The organism is Streptomyces sp. NPDC020490, assembly GCF_044335305.1.
Taxonomy (GTDB): Bacteria; Actinomycetota; Actinomycetes; order Streptomycetales; family Streptomycetaceae; genus Streptomyces.
In genome coordinates this window covers 12,145-33,473 of sequence record NZ_JBIRUY010000057.1, presented here as the reverse complement: position 1 = coordinate 33,473, position 21,329 = coordinate 12,145, and the positions used below count along the sequence as shown (strand labels likewise).

14 protein-coding genes are annotated in these 21,329 nt (G+C 72.3%); 5 read left to right on the top strand and 9 right to left on the bottom strand.

The window, feature by feature from the left end:
- The first annotated feature begins 332 nt into the window (after positions 1 to 332).
- Together ACH4ZX_RS37950 and ACH4ZX_RS37945 are read left to right on the top strand one after the other, a co-directional pair.
- Entirely contained in the window at positions 333 to 1,556 is a 1,224-nt protein-coding gene (locus tag ACH4ZX_RS37950; protein ID WP_398283093.1) for an NADP-dependent malic enzyme, read from the top strand.
- 211 nt (positions 1,557 to 1,767) lie between these two features.
- Positions 1,768 to 2,733, top strand: coding sequence for a zinc-binding dehydrogenase (locus tag ACH4ZX_RS37945; protein ID WP_351892290.1), 966 nt, complete (start codon positions 1,768 to 1,770; stop codon positions 2,731 to 2,733).
- Positions 2,734 to 2,802: 69 nt separating this feature from the next.
- Here the strand turns inward: ACH4ZX_RS37945 and ACH4ZX_RS37940 are convergent, their stop codons facing one another.
- Positions 2,803 to 3,879, bottom strand: a complete 1,077-nt coding sequence (locus ACH4ZX_RS37940; RefSeq protein WP_398283091.1) for a helix-turn-helix transcriptional regulator — start codon at positions 3,877 to 3,879, stop codon at positions 2,803 to 2,805.
- 1 nt (position 3,880) lies between these two features.
- The gene (locus ACH4ZX_RS37935; RefSeq protein ID WP_398283089.1) at positions 3,881 to 4,948 is read right to left on the bottom strand and encodes a DUF4097 family beta strand repeat-containing protein; all 1,068 of its coding nucleotides are present in this window, start codon (positions 4,946 to 4,948) and stop codon (positions 3,881 to 3,883) included.
- A 159-nt stretch (positions 4,949 to 5,107) separates the two neighbouring features.
- Here ACH4ZX_RS37935 and ACH4ZX_RS37930 point away from each other — a divergent pair, with 159 nt between their 5' ends.
- On the top strand, positions 5,108 to 6,034 hold the full coding sequence (locus tag ACH4ZX_RS37930; RefSeq protein WP_398283087.1) for a hypothetical protein: 927 nt from the start codon (positions 5,108 to 5,110) through the stop codon (positions 6,032 to 6,034).
- A 546-nt stretch (positions 6,035 to 6,580) separates the two neighbouring features.
- On the opposite strand, the gene ACH4ZX_RS37925 is transcribed toward ACH4ZX_RS37930, so the two are convergent.
- The 7 genes from ACH4ZX_RS37925 to ACH4ZX_RS37895 form a co-directional block, all read right to left on the bottom strand.
- On the bottom strand, positions 6,581 to 6,760 hold the full coding sequence (locus ACH4ZX_RS37925; protein ID WP_003992906.1) for a DUF6104 family protein: 180 nt from the start codon (positions 6,758 to 6,760) through the stop codon (positions 6,581 to 6,583).
- Positions 6,761 to 6,912: 152 nt separating this feature from the next.
- On the bottom strand, positions 6,913 to 10,734 hold the full coding sequence (locus ACH4ZX_RS37920; RefSeq protein WP_398283085.1) for a multifunctional oxoglutarate decarboxylase/oxoglutarate dehydrogenase thiamine pyrophosphate-binding subunit/dihydrolipoyllysine-residue succinyltransferase subunit: 3,822 nt from the start codon (positions 10,732 to 10,734) through the stop codon (positions 6,913 to 6,915).
- Positions 10,735 to 11,036: 302 nt separating this feature from the next.
- On the bottom strand, positions 11,037 to 12,146 hold the full coding sequence (locus ACH4ZX_RS37915) for an ATP-binding protein (RefSeq protein ID WP_398283083.1): 1,110 nt from the start codon (positions 12,144 to 12,146) through the stop codon (positions 11,037 to 11,039).
- Positions 12,143 to 12,880 carry a response regulator transcription factor gene (locus ACH4ZX_RS37910; protein WP_398283081.1) on the bottom strand — a complete coding sequence of 246 codons (738 nt, stop codon included), beginning with the start codon at positions 12,878 to 12,880 and terminating at the stop codon, positions 12,143 to 12,145. Before ACH4ZX_RS37910 ends, ACH4ZX_RS37915 begins: the two co-directional genes overlap by 4 nt.
- A gap of 146 nt (positions 12,881 to 13,026) precedes the next feature.
- The gene (locus tag ACH4ZX_RS37905; RefSeq protein WP_398283079.1) at positions 13,027 to 13,704 is read right to left on the bottom strand and encodes a spermidine synthase; all 678 of its coding nucleotides are present in this window, start codon (positions 13,702 to 13,704) and stop codon (positions 13,027 to 13,029) included.
- A 236-nt stretch (positions 13,705 to 13,940) separates the two neighbouring features.
- Positions 13,941 to 15,692 carry a glycoside hydrolase family 3 protein gene (locus tag ACH4ZX_RS37900; protein ID WP_398283077.1) on the bottom strand — a complete coding sequence of 584 codons (1,752 nt, stop codon included), beginning with the start codon at positions 15,690 to 15,692 and terminating at the stop codon, positions 13,941 to 13,943.
- Between the two features lie 159 nt (positions 15,693 to 15,851).
- A complete protein-coding gene (locus ACH4ZX_RS37895) occupies positions 15,852 to 17,207 on the bottom strand; it encodes an MFS transporter (protein WP_398283075.1) in 1,356 nt (451 codons plus the stop codon).
- A gap of 216 nt (positions 17,208 to 17,423) precedes the next feature.
- Between ACH4ZX_RS37895 and ACH4ZX_RS37890 the strand changes: the two genes are divergently transcribed.
- Both ACH4ZX_RS37890 and lon read left to right on the top strand, forming a co-directional pair.
- On the top strand, positions 17,424 to 18,083 hold the full coding sequence (locus tag ACH4ZX_RS37890; protein ID WP_398283073.1) for a TetR/AcrR family transcriptional regulator: 660 nt from the start codon (positions 17,424 to 17,426) through the stop codon (positions 18,081 to 18,083).
- Between the two features lie 784 nt (positions 18,084 to 18,867).
- Positions 18,868 to 21,291, top strand: coding sequence for an endopeptidase La (gene lon, locus ACH4ZX_RS37885; RefSeq protein WP_398283071.1), 2,424 nt, complete (start codon positions 18,868 to 18,870; stop codon positions 21,289 to 21,291).
- Positions 21,292 to 21,329 lie beyond the last annotated feature (38 nt).

The window sequence follows — 21,329 nt, the reverse complement described above, 5'->3', positions numbered from 1 at the left end:
TCCGAGGCGTTGGTCACTGTGCGGCTGCTTGTCAAGGGCGTGTCAAGGGCGTGTCAAGTGCTTTTCCGTCCATTTCGGGAGAATCCCCGGCACCTGTGTGTGACCTACTGGTTTCGGGATGTGACCTTGCGCTTAATGGACTCGTCGTCGACGCGGTCCGTCCGGTAAGAAGGTTCTTTACACCCCTCATCCGGGGCTCCGGGCGCGTGTGCGGCGCGCCTGTCGCGTATGACCCGTACGCATCAACAGATATCGGGCCATACGCGGTCCCGCCCACCCCTCACCAGGAGTGGCCCACCCTCAACCGATGAAGACTTAAGGGGTAAGACAAAGTGGCAGCGGAGATCGTCAATCCTCGCAGCGACAGCAGTACGGATCAGGACGGCGGGGCCGAGCCCCTCGATTCCTTCGACCCGGCGTTCGCGCTGCACCGCGGCGGCAAGATGGCCGTGCAGGCCACCGTGCCGGTCCGCAACAAGGACGACCTGTCCCTCGCGTACACACCCGGCGTCGCGCGCGTGTGCACCGCGATCGCGGAGCAGCCGGACCTGGTCAACGACTACACGTGGAAGTCGTCCGTGGTCGCCGTGGTGACCGACGGCACGGCCGTGCTCGGACTCGGCGACATCGGGCCCGAGGCCTCCCTCCCGGTGATGGAGGGCAAGGCGATCCTGTTCAAGCAGTTCGGCGGCGTGGACGCGGTGCCGATCGCGCTGGACTGCACCGGCGTCGACGAGATCGTCGAGACCGTGGTGCGCCTCGCGCCGTCCTTCGGCGGCGTCAACCTGGAGGACATCTCGGCGCCGCGGTGCTTCGAGATCGAGCGGAAGCTGCAGGAGCGGCTCGACATCCCGGTCTTCCACGACGACCAGCACGGCACCGCGGTCGTGACCCTGGCGGCCCTGCGCAACGCCGCGCGGCTCACCGGCCGGGGGCTCGGCGACCTGCGGGCGGTCATCTCGGGCTCGGGCGCGGCCGGTATCGCCATCGCGAAGTTCCTGATCGAGGCCGGTATCGGCGATGTCGCCGTCGCGGACCGCAGGGGCGTGGTCTCGGCCGACCGGGACGACCTGACGCCGGTCAAGCGGGAAGTCGCCGGTTTCACCAACAAGGCGGGCCTGACCGGGTCGCTGGAGGCGGCACTGGAGGGCGCCGACGTCTTCATCGGCGTCTCCGGCGGTACGGTCGCGGAGGAGGCGGTCGCCTCCATGGCCAAGGACGCGTTCGTGTTCGCCATGGCCAACCCGAACCCCGAGGTGCACCCCGACGTCGCGCACAAGTACGCGGCGGTGGTGGCCACCGGCCGGTCGGACTTCCCGAACCAGATCAACAACGTGCTGGCGTTCCCCGGCATCTTCGCGGGCGCGCTGCAGGTGCGCGCGTCCCGGATCACGGAGGGGATGAAGATCGCGGCGGCCGAGGCGCTGGCCGGAGTGGTCGGCGACGACCTCGCCGCCGACTACGTCATCCCGTCGCCGTTCGACGAGCGGGTCGCTCCGGCGGTCACCGCGGCGGTCGCGGCCGCGGCGCGGGCCGAGGGCGTCGCACGTCGCTGACGTGATGCCGAGTGCCGGCTGAACGGCCCCGCCCTGCCGGGCGGGGCCGTTCTGTTTCCCGCTGATTCCCCGGGTTCCGCTGTTTCCCGCTGATTCCACCTGATCCCCCCGGGTTCCCGCTGACTTCCGCTGACTGCCGCCGTGGCAAGAGGGTGTGTGTCACAGCGCGGCCTGGTTCCCCACGCCGCCGGGGCCGCCTATCGTCAAGGTCATGTTCGCCGTCTACGCCGCCCGAATCGACCGCGACCAGCCGCTGAACGGCCTGGAACTGGGGGAGCGTCCGGCTCCCGAGGCCCGTCCCGGCTGGAGCACCGTCAACGTCAAGGCCGCCTCCCTCAACCACCACGATCTGTGGTCGCTGCGAGGCGTGGGCCTGCCCGAGGACAGACTGCCGATGATCCTCGGCTGCGACGCCGCCGGCGTCGACGAGGACGGCAACGAGGTCGTCCTGCACTCCGTGATCGGACAGAGCGGTCACGGAGTCGGCCCCCGGGAGCCCCGCTCCATCCTGACCGAGCGCTATCAGGGGACCTTCGCCGAGCAGGTCGCCGTGCCGACCTGGAACGTCCTGCCCAAGCCCAGGGAACTCTCCTTCGAGGAGGCCGCCTGCCTGCCGACCGCCTGGCTGACCGCCTACCGCATGCTCTTCACCAACGCCGGGGTGCGGCCCGGCGACTCGGTCCTCGTCCAGGGCGCGGGCGGCGGTGTCGCCACGGCCGCGATCGTGCTCGGCAAGGCCGCCGGCCTGCGGGTCTTCGCGACCAGCCGCGACGAGGCCAAGCGCAAGCGGGCGGTGGAACTGGGCGCCGTCGAGGCGCTGGAGTCGGGGGCGCGGCTGCCGCAGCGGGTGGACGCCGTCATCGAGACCGTGGGCGCGGCCACCTGGTCGCACTCGGTGAAGTCGCTGAAGCCCGGCGGCACGCTCGTCATCTCCGGCGCCACCAGCGGCGACCGCCCCTCACACGCCGAGCTGACCCGCATCTTCTTCCTGGAGCTCAAGGTCGTCGGCTCCACGATGGGCACCAAGGACGAACTCGAGGACCTGCTCTCCTTCTGCGCCGCCACCGGCGTACGTCCCGTCATCGACGAGGTGCTGCCGATGGAGCGGGCCCGCGAGGGCTTCGAACGACTGGAGTCGGGCGACCAGTTCGGAAAGATCGTGCTCACCAACGGCTGAGAGCCGCTTGCACCAGCCTCTTTCGCGCCGACGGCCGTCCCGGTTCTTCCGGGCCGGCCGTCGGCTTGCTCAGGCCTTCGGCGTGCGCAGTATCGCCCCGATGTGAGCCGCTGCCGTCGACAGATGGCGGCGGGCGTCACGGAGCTGGTCGGCCGTGACACCGTGGTCGCGGGCCGCGTCGCGGATGTCGTCGCGGAAGCGGTCGAGCAGCCGGTCCAGGTCGCGGGCCGGGTCGCCGGTCGTCTCCTCGTGGGCCCAGGCCGGCTCGTATCCGGCCGGGAAGTCCTCCGGCGTCTGCGAGTAATCCGGCCCGGACGCCGCCGTACCGGTGCCCGTGCCGCCGCGACCGAAGCCGAAGTCCTTGCCCAGCCCCGTCCCGAAGCTCTTGCCGAAGTCGCCGAACTCCTTGGCCAACTCGGTCAGGCCCTCCCGGACCCCCGTCGGCCAGTCGCCCCGCGCGAAGTGGTCCTGCACCTGCTCCTGCACGCGCCGGGCGATGCGCTGCACCTCCTCCTGGGCCTGGGCCCGCGCCCGCTCCTGCGCCTCCTTGGCCTGGCGCCGCGCCCGCTGGGCCTCCTCGCGGGCCCGGCGGCTCTCGTCCTTGGCGCGGCGGGCCTGCTCCTTCCACTCCTGCTTGACGCGCCGCATCTCCTCCTTCGCGGCGCGCCAGGCCTCCTTGTCGCCGAGGTCCCCGTACCCCGCGTACTCCCCGTGCTCACCGAAGGGGCCCTCCGGCCGGCCCTGCGCCGTGCCGCCGCGGCGGGCCTCGGAGGCGGCCGCACGCATCTCGCGCCGCAGGTCGCCGGCCGCGCCCCGCACGTCGGCCCGGATCTCGGCGGCGAGCTCCGCCACCGACTCGCGGATCTCCAGCTCCAGGTCGGCCAGTTCCCCGCTGCGGTCGGCCAGCTCGGCCCGGCCCGCGTCGGTGATGGCGTACACCTTGCGGCCGCCTTCGGTGGTGTGCGTGACCAGGCCTTCGGCCTCCAGCTTGGCGAGCCGGGGGTAGACGGTGCCGGCCGAGGGCGCGTACAGCCCCTGGAACCGCTCCTCGAGCAGGCGGATCACCTCGTAACCGTGGCGCGGGGCCTCGTCCAGCAGCTTCAGCAGGTACAGGCGGAGGCGGCCATGGGCGAAGACGGGAGGCATGTCAGAGCACCTTCTTGTCGGTCGTGCCGTCGGCCGGGGCGCCGGTCGCGCCGCCGTCCCGGCCGGAAACGGAATTCTCCCCCGAGTCCGCGCCCGCCGCGCCCGCCGGGGTGTCCGCGGGGCCGCTGTCTTCCGGGCCGCTGTCTTCCGGACCGTCGTCTTCCGGACCGTTGTTTTTGGGGCCGTCGTCCTTCGGGCTCCTGTCCCACGGGGCACTGTCCTCCGGGCCGTCGTCCCGTGGCACCGCGTCCCACGGCTCGTCCTCGGCCGGGGGCCGGCGGAGCAGGGCGATCGAGCCCGAGACCGTGGTCGCCTTCAGCCGGCCGTTGCCCGCGCCGAGCCGGCCGGTGATCCGCTTGGCGCCCCACTGCCCGCCGACCCGCAGGTCCTCGAAGGCGTTGGAGACCGTGCCGCCGGCGGTGTTCGCCTCGACCTCCGCGTCCGCCGGCTGGGGCAGCCGGATCGCTATCTCGCCCGAGACGCTCGTCAGGGTGACGTCGGTCGGCCGGCCCGTCGTATCGAGGTCGACGATCATCGAGCCGCTCACCGAGTCCGCCCGGACGGAGGAGCCCGCCTCGACGACGGTGAGGTCGCCGGAGACCGAGTTGAAGCGGAGGTCGCCGCTGAGCGCCTGCGCCTCCACGTTCCCCGCGACGGTGTCCGCGCGTACCGGCCCGGTGAGCCTCACGAGGGTGGTGTCCCCGTTGACGCCCTTCACCTCGACGCGCTCGTCGAGCCCGGAGACGACCGCCGTGGCGCCGACGACCCCCACCTCGACCCGGGTCCGGGCCGGCACTGCGAGGGAGACCACGGCACTGCGCCGCCACCCCTTGCGGTCGAGCCACTTCAGGAAGCCCTTCCAGGGCAGATCCTCGTACGCCACGGTGAGCGCGCCGCCCTCCAGGGTGACGAGCAGTTCGGACCCCTCTATCTCGGAGACCTCCAGGCGGGCGGAGTCCTCGTCCGTGCCCACCACGTTCACCGTGCCGTTGACGATGCGCACGTGGAGCTCCCGCGGGGGCTCGTCGAACGTGAGCTTCCCGGGCTCTCGGACGGACCATTCGGACATGGTGCAGACCTCCCGCCGTGAACACGCCATATCGCGTCTTCTCTCGTTTCACGATATATCGCGGCGCGGGAAAGTCAAGACACCCGATCCGGGGACGTGGATGCCCGTGTCCACGCCCTCGAAGTGACCGAACGGGGCAAATCGCCCTAGCGTGTGACCATGGCGACGACGGAAACCTCACGCACCGGCCGCGCTCCCGGCGCCCTCCTGCTCTGCCGGGCCGACGCCGACTCCGTCGCCCGCACCGCCCTCCTGCTGGGCGAGACCATGACGCTGGTCCGGGCCGGCGACGGCTGGAGCGTCCTGGTCCCCGGGGGCGGGCCGTGGGCCGGGGGCGCGGAGACGGTCGACGACGTCCTGACCGGCTGGGCCACCGCCCTGGCCGTCGGCGCTCCCTGGCCGGTCCTCGCGCTGTGGTGGGACGCCGACCGCGCCGGCTACACCCTGGTCTCCGGCTTCCGTCGCCCGGTCGGCTACGTCTGGCTCGCCGATGGCACCCCCGCCGGCCAGGACGAGGCGATGCGGACCTTCGCCGCGCGTCTCGGTCTCGGCCCGGACCTGCCGTTGCTCGACCGCCTCACCGCGTCCGACCGCTGGGCCGACGCCCGCGCCCGCCTGCGCGGCCTGCTGACGGTCCTCACGCACGCCGGCGTCGCCCTGCCGCCGGGCCTCGACCCGGGCGAACCCGCCGACCGCCTCCGCGAGGCGGCCCGCGTCCTGCCGGACGCCCGCGCGGTCACCGGCCAGGTCACCGGCCAGATGGCCGGCCCGGTCACCGGTCAGATCGCCCCGGCCGCCCGCCGGGTCGAAGGGGCCGACCGGTCGCTCGAAGGGGTGGTCCGGCCGGAGACGGCCCGTCCGGCACCCGGCGCCGCCGGAACCGGCCCCGGCCCCCGGAACGCCTGGCTGCCGTGGGCGGGTACTTCGAAGGGGCAGACGCTGGCCCTGGCCCAGCTCGCCGCCGGGCTGCCGCTCACGGCCTGGGGCGCGTACCGCCGCAGCGGCGGCTGGCTGGCGGCGGGGGCGCTGCTGCTGGCGCACGGCGCGCTGGGGCTGGCCTACGCCCCGATGCGCCCGTTGGACTGAACCCGCGCACGGAACCGCACGGCACGACCAAGCGCGCCGGCCTCACAGGCCGTCCGGAATCCGCCCCGGGAGCCTGGCCCGGAACCGGTGGGGAGCACGGTCCGAGGCTCGGCCCGGGACCTCGGCCTGAGCCCGGCTGGGAGCCCGCCCCGGAACCAGGCTGGGAGCACGGCCCGAGGCCCGCCCCCGGAGCCTGGCCCTGAATCCGGCCCGGAGCCCTGCCCTGAGCACGGTCCCAGGCTCGGTCCGGGACCTGGCCCGGAGTCCGGCCGGGAGCCCGCCCCGGAGCCCGGCTGGGAGTACGGCCGATGCCCGCTCCGGAGCCTGGCCCTGAATCCGGCCCGGAGCCCTGCCCTGAGCACGGTCCCAGGCTCGGCCCGGGACCTGGCCCGGAGCCCGGCTGGGAGCCCGCCCCGGAATCCCGCAGGGAGCACGGTCCGAGGCCCGCCCCGAACCTGGCCCGGAGCCCGCCCCGGAACCCGGTCCTGAGCCCGCCCCCCGACCCCGCCCCGAAGCACGGCCAGGGCTCTGCCCCGGGACGACCCGCTACTCGTCGTCCTCGTCGTCCAGCCGGGCCAGCCACGTCGCCAGCCGCTCCACCGGTACCTCGAAGTCCGGGTTGAGATCGACGAACGTCCGCAGCTGCTCGGCGAGCCACTCGAAGGTGACCTCCTCCTCGCCGCGCCGCTTCTCCAGCTCCTCGATGCCTCGGTCGGTGAAGTACATGGGGCTGCTCTCCTGCAGTCGTACGGGGTGCTGGGGACAGCCTACGGAGTCACCGGCGGTGGGGGGAGCGGCCGGGAGGGGCGGAGCGGGAACGCGGTGAGGCCCGGCCCCGAAAACGGGACCGGGCCTCACCGCGACCGGAGTTCAGCGGCTCACGCCTCGAACACCTCGCGCACCAGCTGCTCCTGCTCGGCCTGGTGCCGCTTCGCGGAACCCACCGCCGGGGAGGAGGAGTGCGGGCGGGAGATGCGGCGCAGGCGCTCGCTCGCCGGGATGTCCGCGCCGACCGCCAGGTCCAGGTGGTCGATCAGGTTCAGGGCGATGAACGGCCAGGCGCCCTGGTTGGCCGGCTCCTCCTGGGCCCACAGGTACTTCTCGGCGTTCGGGTACTTGGCGATCTCCGCCTGGAGCTCGGCACCCGCCAGCGGGTACAGGCGCTCGATGCGGACGATCGCGGTGTCCGTCACACCGCGCTTGCGGCGCTCGGCGTCCAGGTCGTAGTAGACCTTGCCCGCGCAGAAGACGACCTTGCGGACCGCGGCCGGGTCCACCGACGCGTCGCCGATGACCGGGCGGAACTGGCCCGTCGTGAACTCCTCCGCCTTCGAGGCCGCGGCCTTCAGGCGCAGCATCGACTTCGGGGTGAAGACGATCAGCGGCTTGTGGTGCGGGTTGTGCACCTGCCACCGCAGGAGGTGGAAGTAGTTCGACGGCGAGGTCGGCATCGCGACCGTCATGTTGTTCTGCGCGCACAGCTGCAGGAAGCGCTCCGGGCGGGCGGACGAGTGGTCCGGGCCCTGGCCCTCGTAGCCGTGCGGCAGCAGCAGCGTCACGCCGGAGGTCTGGCCCCACTTCTGCTCCGCCGAGGAGATGAACTCGTCCACGACCGTCTGCGCGCCGTTGACGAAGTCGCCGAACTGCGCCTCCCACATCACCAGCGCGTCCGGGCGGGCCAGCGAGTAGCCGTACTCGAAGCCCATCGCCGCGTACTCGGACAGCAGGGAGTTGTAGACGTTCAGGCGCGCCTGTTCCTCCGCCAGGTACTGCAGCGGCGTGTACTCCTCGCCGGTGCTGCGGTCGATGATCACCGCGTGGCGCTGGCCGAAGGTGCCGCGCTGGGAGTCCTGGCCGGCCAGCCGGACCGGGACGCCCTCCAGCAGCAGGGAGCCGACCGCGAGGGTCTCGCCCATGCCCCAGTCGATGGTGCCGTCCTCGACCATCGCCGCCCGGCGCTGCAGCTGCGGCAGCAGACGCGGGTGCACGGTGATGTGGTCGGGGATGTTGACCTGGGACTCGGCGATCCGCTTGACGACCTCGGTGGAGACCGCCGTGGAGACCGCCACCGGGAACTCGGCCTGCGGGTCGGACGTGGCCGCCGCCGCCGGCTGCGAGGTGGCCTCGCGGACCTCGGTGAAGACCTTCTCCAGCTGGCCCTGGTAGTCCTGCAGCGCCTGCTCGGCCTCTTCCAGGGTGATGTCGCCGCGACCGATCAGGGACTCGGTGTACAGCTTGCGCACCGAGCGCTTCTTGTCGATCAGGTCGTACATCAGCGGCTGGGTGAAGGCCGGGTTGTCCGACTCGTTGTGACCGCGGCGGCGGTAGCAGATGAGGTCGATCACCACGTCCTTGTTGAACGCCTGGCGGAACTCGAACGCCAGCCGCGCGACCCGCACGACCGCCTCGGGGTCGTCGCCGTTCACGTGGAAGATCGGGGCCTCGATCATGCGGGCCACGTCCGTCGCGTACATCGACGAACGCGAGGACTCGGGGGCCGCGGTGAAGCCGACCTGGTTGTTGATGACGATGTGGACCGTGCCGCCGGTGCGGTAGCCGCGCAGCTGCGACATGTTCAGGGTCTCGGCCACCACGCCCTGGCCCGCGAAGGCCGCGTCGCCGTGGATCGCCACCGGCAGCACGGTGAAGTCCGTGCCGCCCTTGTTGATGATGTCCTGCTTGGCCCGCGACACACCCTCGAGGACGGGGTCGACCGCCTCCAGGTGCGACGGGTTCGCCACCAGGCTGACCTTGATCTGCTCGCCGTCCAGGCCGGTGAAGGTGCCCTCGGCGCCCAGGTGGTACTTCACGTCGCCGGAGCCGTGCATCGACTTCGGGTCGAGGTTGCCCTCGAACTCGCGGAAGATCTGCGCGTACGACTTGCCGACGATGTTCGCCAGGACGTTCAGGCGGCCGCGGTGGGCCATGCCGATGACGACCTCGTCCAGGCGCGACTCGGCGGCGCTGTCCAGCACCGCGTCGAGCAGCGGGATGACGGACTCGCCGCCCTCCAGCGAGAAGCGCTTCTGGCCGACGTACTTCGTCTGCAGGAAGGTCTCGAACGCCTCCGCCGCGTTCAGCCGGCGCAGGATGCGCAGCTGCTCCTCGCGCTCCGGCTTGGAGTGCGGGCGCTCCACCCGGTCCTGGATCCACTTGCGCTGCTTGGGGTCCTGGATGTGCATGAACTCGATGCCGGTGGTGCGGCAGTACGAGTCGCGCAGCACGCCGAGGATGTCGCGCAGCTTCATCATCGACTTGCCGGCGAAGCCGCCGACGGCGAACTCGCGCTCCAGGTCCCACAGGGTGAGGCCGTGCTCGACGATGTCCAGGTCGGGGTGCTTGCGCTGGCGGTACTCCAGCGGGTCGGTGTCGGCCATGACGTGGCCGCGGACCCGGTAGGAGTGGATCAGCTCGAAGACGCGGGCGGCCTTGGTGACGTCGTCGTCGTGGCTGGCGTCGATGTCCCGCAGCCAGCGGACCGGCTCGTAGGGGATGCGCAGGGCCTCGAAGATGTCGTCGTAGAAGCCGCTCTCGCCGAGCAGGAGGTTCGCGACCTGGCGGAGGAACTCGCCGGAGGCCGCGCCCTGGATCACCCGGTGGTCGTAGGTCGACGTGAGCGTCATGACCTTCGAGATGCCGAGCTTGTTGAGGGTGTCCTGGGAGGTGCCCTGGAACTCCGCCGGGTAGTCCATGGAGCCGACGCCCATGATCACCGACTGGCCGGGCATCAGGCGCGGGACCGAGTGGACGGTGCCGAGGCCGCCGGGGTTGGTCAGGGAGACCGTGACGCCGGTGAAGTCGTCCATCGTCAGCTTGCCGTCGCGGGCGCGGCGGACGATGTCCTCGTAGGCCTGCCAGAACTCGAAGAAGTTCAGCGTCTCGGCCTTCTTGATGGCGGCCACGACGAGCTGGCGGTCGCCGTTGGGCTTCACCAGGTCGATGGCCAGGCCGAGGTTGACGTGCGCCGGCTTGACGAGGACCGGCTTGCCGTCCTTCTCGCCGAACGACCAGTTCATCGACGGCATGGCCTTGATGGCCCGCACCATCGCGTAACCGATGAGGTGGGTGAAGGAGATCTTCCCGCCGCGGGCCCGCTTGAGATGGTTGTTGATGACGATGCGGTTGTCGAACAGCAGCTTCACCGGGACCGCGCGCACGGACGTGGCCGTGGGCAGTTCCAGCGAGGCGTTCATGTTCTTGGCGACCGCGGCGGACGGGCCGCGCAGCGGCACCAGCTCCGGGCCGTCGGCGGCCTGCGCGGCGGGCTCCGCCTTCGGCTTCGCGGCGGGCTTCGGGGCCGGGGCGGCCTTCGCGGGAGCCGGGGCCGGGGCCGGAGCGGGAGCCGCGGCGGCGGGCTTCGGGGCCGCGGGGGCCGGAGCGGGAGCGGCGGCCGGAGCCGCGGGCGCGGCCGGGGCGGCCGGCGCCGGGGTGGTGGTGGTCCCTGCGGCCCCCGCGGCCGCAGCACCCGCCGGAGCCGGGGTGGCGGCCGCCCCCGGCTTGTAGTCGGCGAAGAAGTCCCACCAGGCGCGGTCTACCGAATTCGGGTCCTGGAGGTACTGCTGATAGATCTCGTCGACGAGCCACTCATTGGGACCGAACGCGGCAGCGGGGTTCTTGCCCGCTTGGTCGGCGTCGGTCGTAGACGCGCCTCCTGCCCGAAGGGTGGAGGAGCTTGAGTTACTGGGGGACTGTGGCGACACGGCGGCAACCGCCCTCTTCCGCTTCACAAGGTGATGGACAGCGGGAATCAAGGCTACGCCTCCCCGGCGGCGAAGGTCAGTCCGGGCCGGTTCATCGTCGCGTAAGTCACATTGCGAAGGGTGTTTCGGGGCTGGAAACGGCGGGAAACAAGCGTGGTTCCGCTGTACGAGGGGGGACGTTGGGGCGCGCCGGGGTGCGCAGGTGCGGGCCCTGCAAGCAGAGCTTGCGGGCCTGTCCCTGATCACACGTGTCCGCCAGCGCGAACGCCGGTGGATCCGGCGACTCCGGTTCGGACTTTACGTCAACTTGGTAGGGATGTCTCTCCCGGAAGAGTGACAAGAATCCGGCAACCTCGCACAGATTCGGCCACCCCTATCCGGCCGCCGTGCAGATCCACCGCCCAGCGGGCGATCGCCAGGCCGAGGCCCGTGCCGCCGTCGCTGCCCGGCCCCTTCGACACACCCGCGTCGCCCCGGTTGAAGCGCTCGAAGACCCGGTGCCACTCCGAGCGGGGGATGCCCGGACCCTCGTCCAGCACCTCCAGCTCCAGCGACTCCGGCTGCGCGCCGCGCCGCGCCTTGACGGTCACCCGGCCGTGCGGCGGGCTGTGCTTGACCGCGTTGTCGATCAGGTTGGCGACCACCTGGTGGATGCGCTCCGGGTCGGCGTGCGCGGTCAGTTCGGGCGGGGAGACGTCGAGGTGCAGATGGACGTCGGTACGGGTGTGGGTGCCGGAGCCGGAGGCGATGCCCGCGCGGGCGGGCACGGCCATGTTGGCCTCCTTCAGCACGCCCGACAGGTACGGCCACACCTCGAACCGCCGCCTGCGCAGCGGAACGACGCCGTTGTCCAGCCGGGACAGGTCGAGCAGCGTCTCCACCAGCCGCCCGAGCCGCTCCGTCTGCTTCAGGGCCGTGCGCATGGTCTCGGTGTCGGCGGGCGAGACGCCGTCCACGATGTTCTCCAGCACCGCGCGCAGGCCCGCGATGGGGGTGCGCAGCTCGTGCGAGACGTTCGCGACCAGCTCCTTGCGCTGCCGGTCCTGGGCCTCCAGGTCGTCGGCCATGCGGTTGATCGTCTGGGCCAGGTCGCCCAGTTCGTCCCGCCGGTTCTCGCGCACCCGGCGGGTGTAGTCGCCGTGCGAGATGGAACGGGCCACCGCGTTCATCTCGTCCAGCGGCGCGGTGAGCGAGTGCGCGACGAACTGCGTGATCAGCAGGGTGGCGATCATCGAGAAGACCGTGATGAAACGCAGCTCGGTCTCCGTGCGCACCGCGATCATCAGCAGACCCGTGGTGATCAGAACCGAGACGACGACCAGCACGCCCAGCTTGGTCTTGATCGAGAACGGGCGTACGCCGCCCCAGGGTTCCTCCCCGGGGCCTCTCGGTCCGGTCGGTCCGCCGCTCATGGGTTCGGGGTCTCCAGCGCGTAGCCCACGCCGTGCACCGTGCGGATCCGCTCGGCGCCGATCTTCCGGCGCAGCGCCTTGATGTGGCTGTCGACGGTCCGGGTGCCGGAGGCGTCCGCCCAGTCCCATACCTCCGCCAGCAGCTGCTCGCGGGAGAGCACCGCGCGCGGGGTGTTCGCCAGGCAGACCAGGAGGTCGAACTCGGTGGGCGTGAGGTGCACGTCCTCCGAACGCACCCGGACCCGCCGCTGCGCGTGGTCGATCTCCAGCTCGCCCAGCCGCAGGATGCCGCTCCTCGGCGTCGCCGCGGCCAGCGCGGCCCGCTCCACGCGGCGCAGCAGCACGTGCACCCGCGCGGCCAGCTCCCGCATGGAGAACGGCTTCGTCATGTAGTCGTCGGCGCCGACGCCGAGTCCGACCAGCATGTCGGTCTCGTCGTCGCGCGCGGTGAGCATCAGCACCGGCACCGGACGGGCGGCCTGCACGCGGCGGCAGACCTCCAGTCCGTCGAAGCCGGGCAGCATGATGTCGAGGATCAGCAGATCGGGCTGCCAGGCCTCGGCGGTGTCGACGGCGGCCGGACCGTCGCCGGCGGTCTGCACGAGGAAACCCTCTGCGCGCAGGCGGGCCGCGATGGCGTCGACGATCGTCGGATCGTCCTCGACCACCAGTACCCGGCGCTGCGCGCCCTGGGTCGTGGTCGTGCCGTTGTGCGAGGTGTGTGTCTGCTCCATCGCCCGCCCCTGAGTTGCTTTCCGGAATCCGTGGGGTGATCCGTTACTTGCACATGTCTGCACTTGCACAGGTCTGCGCATGCCTGCGATTGACGCGGAATGATCGGCGTCAGGGCAGCAGCGTACGGGGAGTCACCGTTTATTTGCTATCCAGGTCGGACGGCGAGGTGCACGACGTCGGGAACGCCCCGGGCAACGGGGACCTCTTCGGTACGCACCTGTGGGAACCCGGCATTCCACAGCGTTTCTTCGAATTCCGGGGAGGGCTCGGCCGACCACACCGCGAGAACCCCGCCCGGCCTCAACACCCTTGCGCAGCTTGCCAGTCCGGCGGGCGAGTAGAGGGTGCCGTTGCCTTCGGTGACGGTCCAGCCGGGCCCGTTGTCGATGTCCAGGCACAGGGCGTCGTACGTGGCGGACGTCTCACGGAGGTGCTCGACCAGATCGGCCTCGACGATGCGGGTGCGCGGGTCGGCCACGGCCTGTGAGGACAGTGCCGACAACGGGCCGCGCAGATGCCAGTCGATGATCGCTTGTTCGCGTTCCACGACCGTGATCGCGCCCCAGCGGGGATTCGCCGCGGCGTGTGCGAGCGAGAAGCCGACGCCGAGCCCGCCGATCAGCACGTGCGGTTCGGCGCGGGCGCCGAGGGCGTCCAGCGCGGCGTCGACGAGCAGCCGCTCGGAGCGGCCGTCGGAGGTGTCCATCAGGAAGCAGCCGTTGGCGATGATCTGCAGCAACTCGCCGTGCCGGCGCAGCACGACCTCGCCGTGGGGACCCTCACGACGATCCAGCACCACGGGGGTTTCGTAGGTGGCGGTCATGGGGCCCATCCTGCACGAACACGGCGCTACGGCCACGGGAATTATGGGTGCCGGCGCGGTGCGTGGTGCGCTGTGCGCGGTGCACCACGCACCATGGACCATGCACCGCGCGTTGCGGTCGCGCCTCGCGCCTCGCGCCTCGCGTCCGTGGCCCGGGTGCGTGGCCCGGGTGGTGCGTGGCCCGGGTGCGTGGTCCGCGTCCGCGGTCCGCGTCCGCGGTCCGGGTCTCGGCAGCCTCAGATGTCCAGGCCGTGCCCGTACGGGAACACCGGGTCGGCCGTGTCGTCGGGCACGTCCGGGCGGGCGGCCGCCACCGCCGCCATCGACCGCGGCAGCTCGAACGGCAGCCGGCCCTCGGCCCGCGCCCGCCCGAACGCGACGTCCAGCAGGGCCGCGTCCGACGCCCCGAAGTCGGCGACCAGCGCGGCCGCCCGCTCGGCGATCTCCGGGAGCACCGCGGGCCGTTCGAGGTTGACGCACACCACGGTCGGCACCGTGTCCAGCAGCCGCAGGATCTCCTTCAGCTCGTCCTCGGGGAAGGCCAGCGAGCCCGCGTGGAAGAACGACTCGAAGGCGCCGGGCCGCGCCTCGTAGGGGGTGCGCAGCCGCAGCACGGCCACGTCCGCGGCGGCCGGGTCGGCGACCACGTCGCCGTACGCCGCGGCCGTCCGCTCGCTCACCCCACTGACGTACAGGCCGGGCCGGCCGCGCAGCGGCAGCAGGGCGTCCCGGTTGGTCAGGACGGTCAGCGAACGGCGCTGGGCGGCCTCGCCGAGGGCCCGGAACTCGCCCGCCCCGACGATCTCCGCGGCCCGGTCGGGGTCCACGTACGGGTTCTCGAACAGCCCGAGGACGAACTTCTCGCGCAGCACCCGCCGTACGGAGAGGTCGAGGCGCTCCTCGCTGACCCGGCCCGAGCGGACCAGCTCCACGATCACCTCGGGGCACTGCTCGCCGCCGAACTGGTCCGCCCCCGCGTCCAGCGCCTTCGCCGCGCGCTCGGCGACGCTCAGGTGCTCCACGCCCCAGGCTCGCGCCTGGTGCGGCTCGCCCATGATGTCCGCGTCGGTGAGCAGGCCCCAGTCGGTGCAGACGATGCCCTCGAAGCCGAGCCGCTCGCGCAGCAGGCCTGTCAGGACATCCCGGTTGAAGCCGAAGCCGACCTCCTCCCAGTCGGTGCCGACGGGCTTGCCGTAGTACGGCATCATCTGCGAGCACCCGGCCTCGACGGCGGCCACGAAGGGCGCCAGGTGGTACTCGCGCATCCCGCCCGGGTACACCTGCTCCTTGCCGTAGGGGAAGTGCGGGTCCTCGCCGTCCTTCTGCGGGCCGCCGCCGGGGAAGTGCTTGACCATCGCGGCGACCGAACCCGGCCCGAGCCGCGGGCCCTGCAGACCGCGCACGTACGCCCGGACGAGTTCGGCCGCCGTCTCCGCGCGGGAGCCGAACGTCCCGGACTGGCGCGACCAGCGCGGCTCGGTGGCCAGGTCGATCTGCGGGTGCAGGGCCACCCGGAAACCCACCGCCAGGTACTCGCGGCGCACGGTGTCCGCGAACCGCTCCACCAGTTCCGCGTCGCCGGTCGCGGCCAGCCCCAGCGGCTCCGGCCAGGCCGAGAAGTCTCCGGCGAGGAACGAGGCGCCCGGGTTGTCGGTGAAGGCGTGACGCGGATCGGTGGACAGGGTGACCGGGATGCCCAGGCGGGTGTCCGCCGCCAGCTCCTGCATCCGGTTGGCCCACTCGGCCGTCTCGCGGGCGCCGCCCTGGCCCACCAGGTTGAAGTGGGTCAGGTGGCGGCCGGCGACCAGCTCGGTGGTGCCGTCCCGCAGGACGCCGCCCGCCTCCTCGACGAGCGTGCCGCCCGGCCCCATGACCAGCATGGTGTGGAAGAGCTGGCCCGCCTTCTCCGCCAGGGTCATGCGGGACAGCAGGTCCTCGACACGCTCGTCGACGGGGCGGGCCGGGTCGCGGTAGGCGGGGCTGGACATAGGTGGGTTCCTTGATTCCTTGATGTGATTCGTCGACTTCGACTCTTCGACTCTTCGACGCGTCGGCTCGTTGGCTCGTCGGCTCGTTGGCTCGTCGGCTCTTCGACGCGTCGGCTCGTCGGCTCTTCTGCTCTTCGATTCCTCGGGTGCGAGGGGGACTTACCGCACCGAGCGCACGAACTGGACGGCGAGTGCGCCCAGTACGGCGGCGATCGCGCCGAAGAGGAACAGCGCGCCGTAGTTGCCGCCGCCGCCGATCGCCAGCAGGGACGGGGCGACGATGGGCACGAGGGACTGGGGCAGGGCGTTGCCGATGTTCAGCACGCCCATGTCCTTGGCCGACTCCTCGGGGTTGGGCAGCACCGCGGCCGCCAGCGCCATGTCGACGGACAGGTAGAGACCCTCGCCGAAGCCGAAGACGACCAGGGCGGCGACGTACATCCCGAAGGAGTGGGCCGAGGCGATCAGCGCGAGGCTGACTCCCATCACCAGCGAGGCGCCCAGCACGTACGGCTTGCGGCGGCCGGAGCGGTCGGAGAGCTGGCCGCCGACGAGGGAGCCCAGCACGGTGGCCGCGACCATCGCCAGGGTGCCCGCGAAGACCTTGTCGGTGACCTCGCCCGCGCCGTAACCGAGGCGGTCCATCAGGAAGTACACCTGGTAGCTGGTCACGCAGGAGGCGCCGGTGAAGACCAGGAAGCGGCCGGCGAAGTTCCACGCGAAGTCGGGGTGGCGGCGCGGGTTCACCCAGAAGCTGCGCAGGAACTCCTTGACGGAGTACGGCTCGAAGGCGCCGGCGCGGGCCGGGCGGTCCTTCATCACGGCGGCCAGGTAGCCGACCGCGACGACCCCGATGACGCCGGGGACGAGGAAGGCGAGCGCCATCGAGTCGCTGAACAACTGCGCCAGCGCCGATCCGCCGATCAGCGACAGCGAGATCGTCATGCCGACCAGGCCGGAGACCCGGGCCTGCTGGTGCGGCGGGATCAGGTCGGGAATGGTCGACGTCAGCGCGGCCAGGGAGGCGTTGATGCCGAGCTGGGCCAGCGCCCAGCCGAGCATGAGGACCGGGACGCTGCCGCCGAGGGCCACCACCAGCAGGCCCGCGAGGCCCACCAGCATGCCGCCGATCAGCCAGGGGCGACGGCGGCCGAAGCGGCTGGTGGTGCGGTCGGACAGGGCGCCGAAGACCGGGTTGCCGAGCATCGCCAGCAGGGCGCCGACGGACAGCACCTGGCCGAGGGCGGCGCCGCGGTCGGCCTCCGGCACGATCTGCGAGACCCGCAGGGCGAGGGTCACCACCACCGGGGTGAGGACGGCGAGATAGGCGCCGAACTGGGCGAAGACCAGGCCGAAGACCAGCTTGGCCGGGGCGGACGGCTCGGCGTGGGCGGACGGCTCGGCGGGCGCGGGGGACGCGAGGGGCTCGGGAGACGAGGGGGATGCTCCCGCGTGAGCGGACGCGGGCGTCGGGGAGGACGTCTCGTCGAGCGGTGCGTCGTGGCTGAGGGCCATGGCGACTCTCCATGGGGGACGGGGGCGGCTTCTTCGCCGCACCGGCGCGACCAGGGAAGCAGCAAAACCGAGTAGGTAGTAGGTTTTCTTCGCGTGGCTTGAATCACGCTGCACATGGCTTGAAAAATGACGCTCGCTTACTCGTGTAACCGGTGGTCGCGCGCGTGTGCCGCGGGCCACGTCCCGCCCGCCGCCGGCGCGGCTATCGTGGCGGGCATGGTCCAGAAGGAGAACGGCGGCACCCGCACAGGCGCAGGCAGGGGCACCTACGCCGTGGGCGACGAGCGCCGGCTGCGCATCCTCGACGCCGCCGTCGAGCACTTCGCCCAGTGGGGCTTCCACGCCTCCTCCCTGGCCCGCATCGCCAAGGACGTCGGGATCACCCAGGGCGGCCTGCTGCACCACTTCCGCAGCAAGGAGGACCTCCTGGTGCAGGTCCTCGCCCGCACCGACCGGGCCGACGAGGAGAAGTTCTTCTCCCGCGAGTTCGCCTCTGCCGCCGAGTGCTTCACCACCGTCCTGCGGCTCGCCCACTACAACAGCACGCGGTTCGGCCGCACCCGGATGTTCAACGTCCTCGCCGCCGAGGCGGGCGACCCCGGTCACCCCGCGCACGCCTACTTCGTCCAGCGCTACGCCAGACTCGTCGAACACCTCTCCGGCACGCTGCGCCAGGCCGTCGCGAGCGGCGAACTGCGGCCCGACAGCGACCCGGTGGGGATGGCGCACGAACTGGCCGCCGTCATGGACGGGCTGCAGTTGCAGTGGGTGCTCGACCCCAGGGGCTTCGACATGGTCGGACGGCTGCGTGCCTACCTCGACCGGACGCTGAAGGCGCTCACCGTCGCGGGGACGGGACTGCCCGCGGAGGCGTGAACGGCCCGTGTGGGTTCGGGCCGTTGCCACGCGCGTGACGCGCGGTCACTGGCGCCGGGAGCTGCACCTCGTCGGAGCCTCGGCCGCGAGCACCCGCCCGCTCCGGCGGCCCCCGTCCGGGTCCCGCCTGGGCGGCTTCCGGCCACCGGACTCGCCGTCAGCCCGCCTGCGGTGGCGCCGGCCGGTCGCCGCCCCTCGATGTCACCCGTTCGCGCGGGCTGCGGGCCGCCGCCTGCCCGCCGGGCTCGTCGGTCGCCCGCCCTGCGGGGCTTGTCGGTGACCGTCGCCCTGCCGTGCCGACTGGCCGTCGCCCTGCCGGGCCGCCGCTCGTCCTGCGGGGCTTGCCGCCACCTGGGTTCGTCGGCGAGCCCCTTGTCTGCGGGCTCGCCTGCCGCCCGCCGTCCGCGGGCTCGCCTGCCGCCCGCAGCCCTGCCGGGCTCGTCGGCCGGGTGCCGGCGGTCTGCGGTGCCGTCTCTCGACGCCACCGCGTCGCCCAGCGGCCGCCGACAACCGCCGCGGTCGCCCCTCGGCGTTCGTCCGGTGTCGGGTGGCGCAGGTCAGCGGCACTGGCGGGCCCCCCGCCAGGCCCCCCGCCCGGCGCCCGCCAGGCCCCCCGCCCGGCACCCGTCAAGCTCGCGCCCGGCGGACGGTCGTCGGTCCTCGTCGTGGCGTACGCCGGCCGCCGGCTGAGGTGATCGCTCACGGCGAACACCCCCAGGGGAACAACGGCATGCCGCCGAGCATTGAGTCGGCATAGCTCAACTTGACTGCCGAAGGGGAGATCATGGCTGCTGAGTCCGAGGCGTTCACACCGCTCGCCCTGCCTGTGCTGCCGCTCGACGACGAGGTCGTGCTGCCCGGCATGGTGGTTCCGCTGGACCTGAGCGACGCCGACGTGCGCGCCGCGGTGGAGGCCGCCCAGGCCGCCGCCCGCTCCGAGCCGGGGAAGCCCAGGGTCCTCCTGGTGCCCCGCGTCGACGGGACCTACGCGGGCACCGGTGTGCTCGGCACCGTCGAGCAGGTCGGCCGGCTGGCCGACGGTGACCCGGGCGCGCTGGTCCGCGGCCGCGGCCGCGTGCGGATCGGCGCGGGCACCACCGGCCCGGGCGCGGCGCTGTGGGTCGAGGGCACGCGGATCGACGAGAAGGCGCCCGACCCCCTGCCGGGTCACGCGGCCGAACTGGTCAAGGAGTACAAGGCGCTCGCCACCGCCTGGCTGCGCAAGCGCGGCGCCTGGCAGGTCGTCGACCGGGTCCAGGCCATCGACGACGTCTCCGCGCTCGCCGACAACTCCGGCTACTCGCCCTTCCTCACCACCGAGCAGAAGATCCAGCTCCTGGAGACCACCGACCCGGTCGCCCGCCTGAAGCTGGCCACCCAGCAGCTGCGCGACCACCTCGCCGAGCAGGATGTCGCCGAGACCATCGCCAAGGACGTCCAGGAAGGCGTCGACAAGCAGCAGCGCGAGTTCCTGCTGCGCCGTCAGCTGGAGGCCGTCCGCAAGGAGCTGCGCGAGCTCAACGGCGAGAAGGAGGGCGAGGAGTCCGACGACTACCGGGCCCGCGTGGAGGCCGCCGACCTGCCGGAGAAGGTCCGCGAGGCCGCCCTGAAGGAGGTCGACAAGCTGGAGCGGTCCTCCGACCAGTCGCCCGAGGGCTCCTGGATCCGCACCTGGCTCGACACCGTCCTCGAACTGCCCTGGAACGAGCGCACCGAGGACGCCTACGACATCCAGGGCGCCAAGGCGGTCCTGGACGCCGAGCACGCCGGTCTGGAAGACGTGAAGGAGCGGATCACCGAGTACCTCGCGGTCCGCAAGCGCCGCGCCGACCGGGGCCTGGGCGTCGTCGGCGGCCGGCGCGGCGGCGCCGTGCTCGCCCTGGTCGGCCCGCCCGGCGTCGGCAAGACCTCGCTCGGCGAGTCCGTGGCGCACGCCATGGGCCGCAAGTTCGTCCGCGTCGCCCTCGGCGGCGTCCGCGACGAGGCGGAGATCCGCGGCCACCGGCGCACCTACGTCGGCGCGCTGCCCGGCCGCATCGTCCGCGCGGTCAAGGAGGCCGGTTCGATGAACCCGGTCGTCCTGCTGGACGAGATCGACAAGGTCGGCTCCGACTTCCGCGGCGACCCCGCGGCGGCCCTCCTCGAAGTCCTGGACCCGGCGCAGAACCACACCTTCCGCGACCACTACCTGGAGGTCGAACTCGACCTGTCCGACGTCGTCTTCCTCGCCACCGCCAACGTCCTGGAGGCCATCCCGGAGGCCCTCCTGGACCGTATGGAACTGGTCCGCCTGGACGGCTACACCGAGGACGAGAAGGTCGTCATCGCCCGCGACCACCTGCTCCCGCGCCAGCTGGAGCGGGCCGGCCTCGCCGAGGACGAGGTGACGCTGGACGAGAGCGCGCTGCGCAAGCTCGCCGGCGAGTACACCCGCGAGGCGGGCGTGCGCACCCTGGAGCGGTCGATCGCCCGGCTGCTGCGCAAGATCGCCGCGCAGCACGAACTCGGGGAGCGGGAGCTGCCGTTCACCGTTCACGCGGACGATCTGCGCGGCCTGATCGGCCGGCCGCACCACGTGCCGGAGGCGGCCCAGGACCCGGCCGAGCGCCGTACCGCGGTGCCCGGCGTGGCTACGGGCCTGGCGGTCACCGGGGCCGGCGGCGACGTCCTGTTCGTCGAGGCGTCCCTCGCGGACCCGGAGACGGGCGCGGCGGGCCTGACCCTGACCGGTCAGCTGGGCGACGTGATGAAGGAGTCGGCGCAGATCGCGCTGAGCTTCCTGCGCAGCCACGGCGCGGAGCTGGAGCTGCCGGTGGCGGACCTGAAGGACCGGGGCGTGCACATCCACTTCCCGGCGGGCGCGGTCCCCAAGGACGGCCCGAGCGCCGGCATCACGATGACGACCGCGCTGGCCTCGCTGCTGTCCGGCCGGCTGGTCCGCACCGACGTGGCGATGACCGGCGAGGTCTCGCTGACCGGCCGCGTCCTGCCGATCGGCGGGGTGAAGCAGAAGCTGCTCGCGGCGCAGCGGGCGGGCGTGACCACGGTCATCATCCCCAAGCGCAACGAGCCCGACCTGGACGACGTCCCCGCGGAGGTGCTGGACAAGCTCGACGTGCACGCCGTCACCGACGTCCGCCAGGTCCTCGAGCTGGCCCTCGCGCCCGCCGCGAGCGGCGCGGAGCCGGAGGTTCCGGTGGCGGCGTGACGGACGCTGCCGGATCGGGGAAGACCCGGGTTCTCGTG

Coding starts and splice junctions, on each gene's coding strand:
- ACH4ZX_RS37935 (WP_398283089.1), bottom strand. CDS start 4,948: ATGTCCGAATGGTCCGTCCGAGAGCCCGGGAAGCTCACGTTCGACGAG.
- ACH4ZX_RS37925 (WP_003992906.1), bottom strand. CDS start 6,760: ATGTACTTCACCGACCGAGGCATCGAGGAGCTGGAGAAGCGGCGCGGC.
- lon (WP_398283071.1), top strand. CDS start 18,868: ATGGCTGCTGAGTCCGAGGCGTTCACACCGCTCGCCCTGCCTGTGCTG.
- ACH4ZX_RS37915 (WP_398283083.1), bottom strand. CDS start 12,146: ATGAGCGGCGGACCGACCGGACCGAGAGGCCCCGGGGAGGAACCCTGG.
- ACH4ZX_RS37910 (WP_398283081.1), bottom strand. CDS start 12,880: ATGGAGCAGACACACACCTCGCACAACGGCACGACCACGACCCAGGGC.
- ACH4ZX_RS37890 (WP_398283073.1), top strand. CDS start 17,424: ATGGTCCAGAAGGAGAACGGCGGCACCCGCACAGGCGCAGGCAGGGGC.
- ACH4ZX_RS37895 (WP_398283075.1), bottom strand. CDS start 17,207: ATGGCCCTCAGCCACGACGCACCGCTCGACGAGACGTCCTCCCCGACG.
- ACH4ZX_RS37930 (WP_398283087.1), top strand. CDS start 5,108: ATGGCGACGACGGAAACCTCACGCACCGGCCGCGCTCCCGGCGCCCTC.
- ACH4ZX_RS37940 (WP_398283091.1), bottom strand. CDS start 3,879: ATGCCTCCCGTCTTCGCCCATGGCCGCCTCCGCCTGTACCTGCTGAAG.
- ACH4ZX_RS37905 (WP_398283079.1), bottom strand. CDS start 13,704: ATGACCGCCACCTACGAAACCCCCGTGGTGCTGGATCGTCGTGAGGGT.
- ACH4ZX_RS37945 (WP_351892290.1), top strand. CDS start 1,768: ATGTTCGCCGTCTACGCCGCCCGAATCGACCGCGACCAGCCGCTGAAC.
- ACH4ZX_RS37900 (WP_398283077.1), bottom strand. CDS start 15,692: ATGTCCAGCCCCGCCTACCGCGACCCGGCCCGCCCCGTCGACGAGCGT.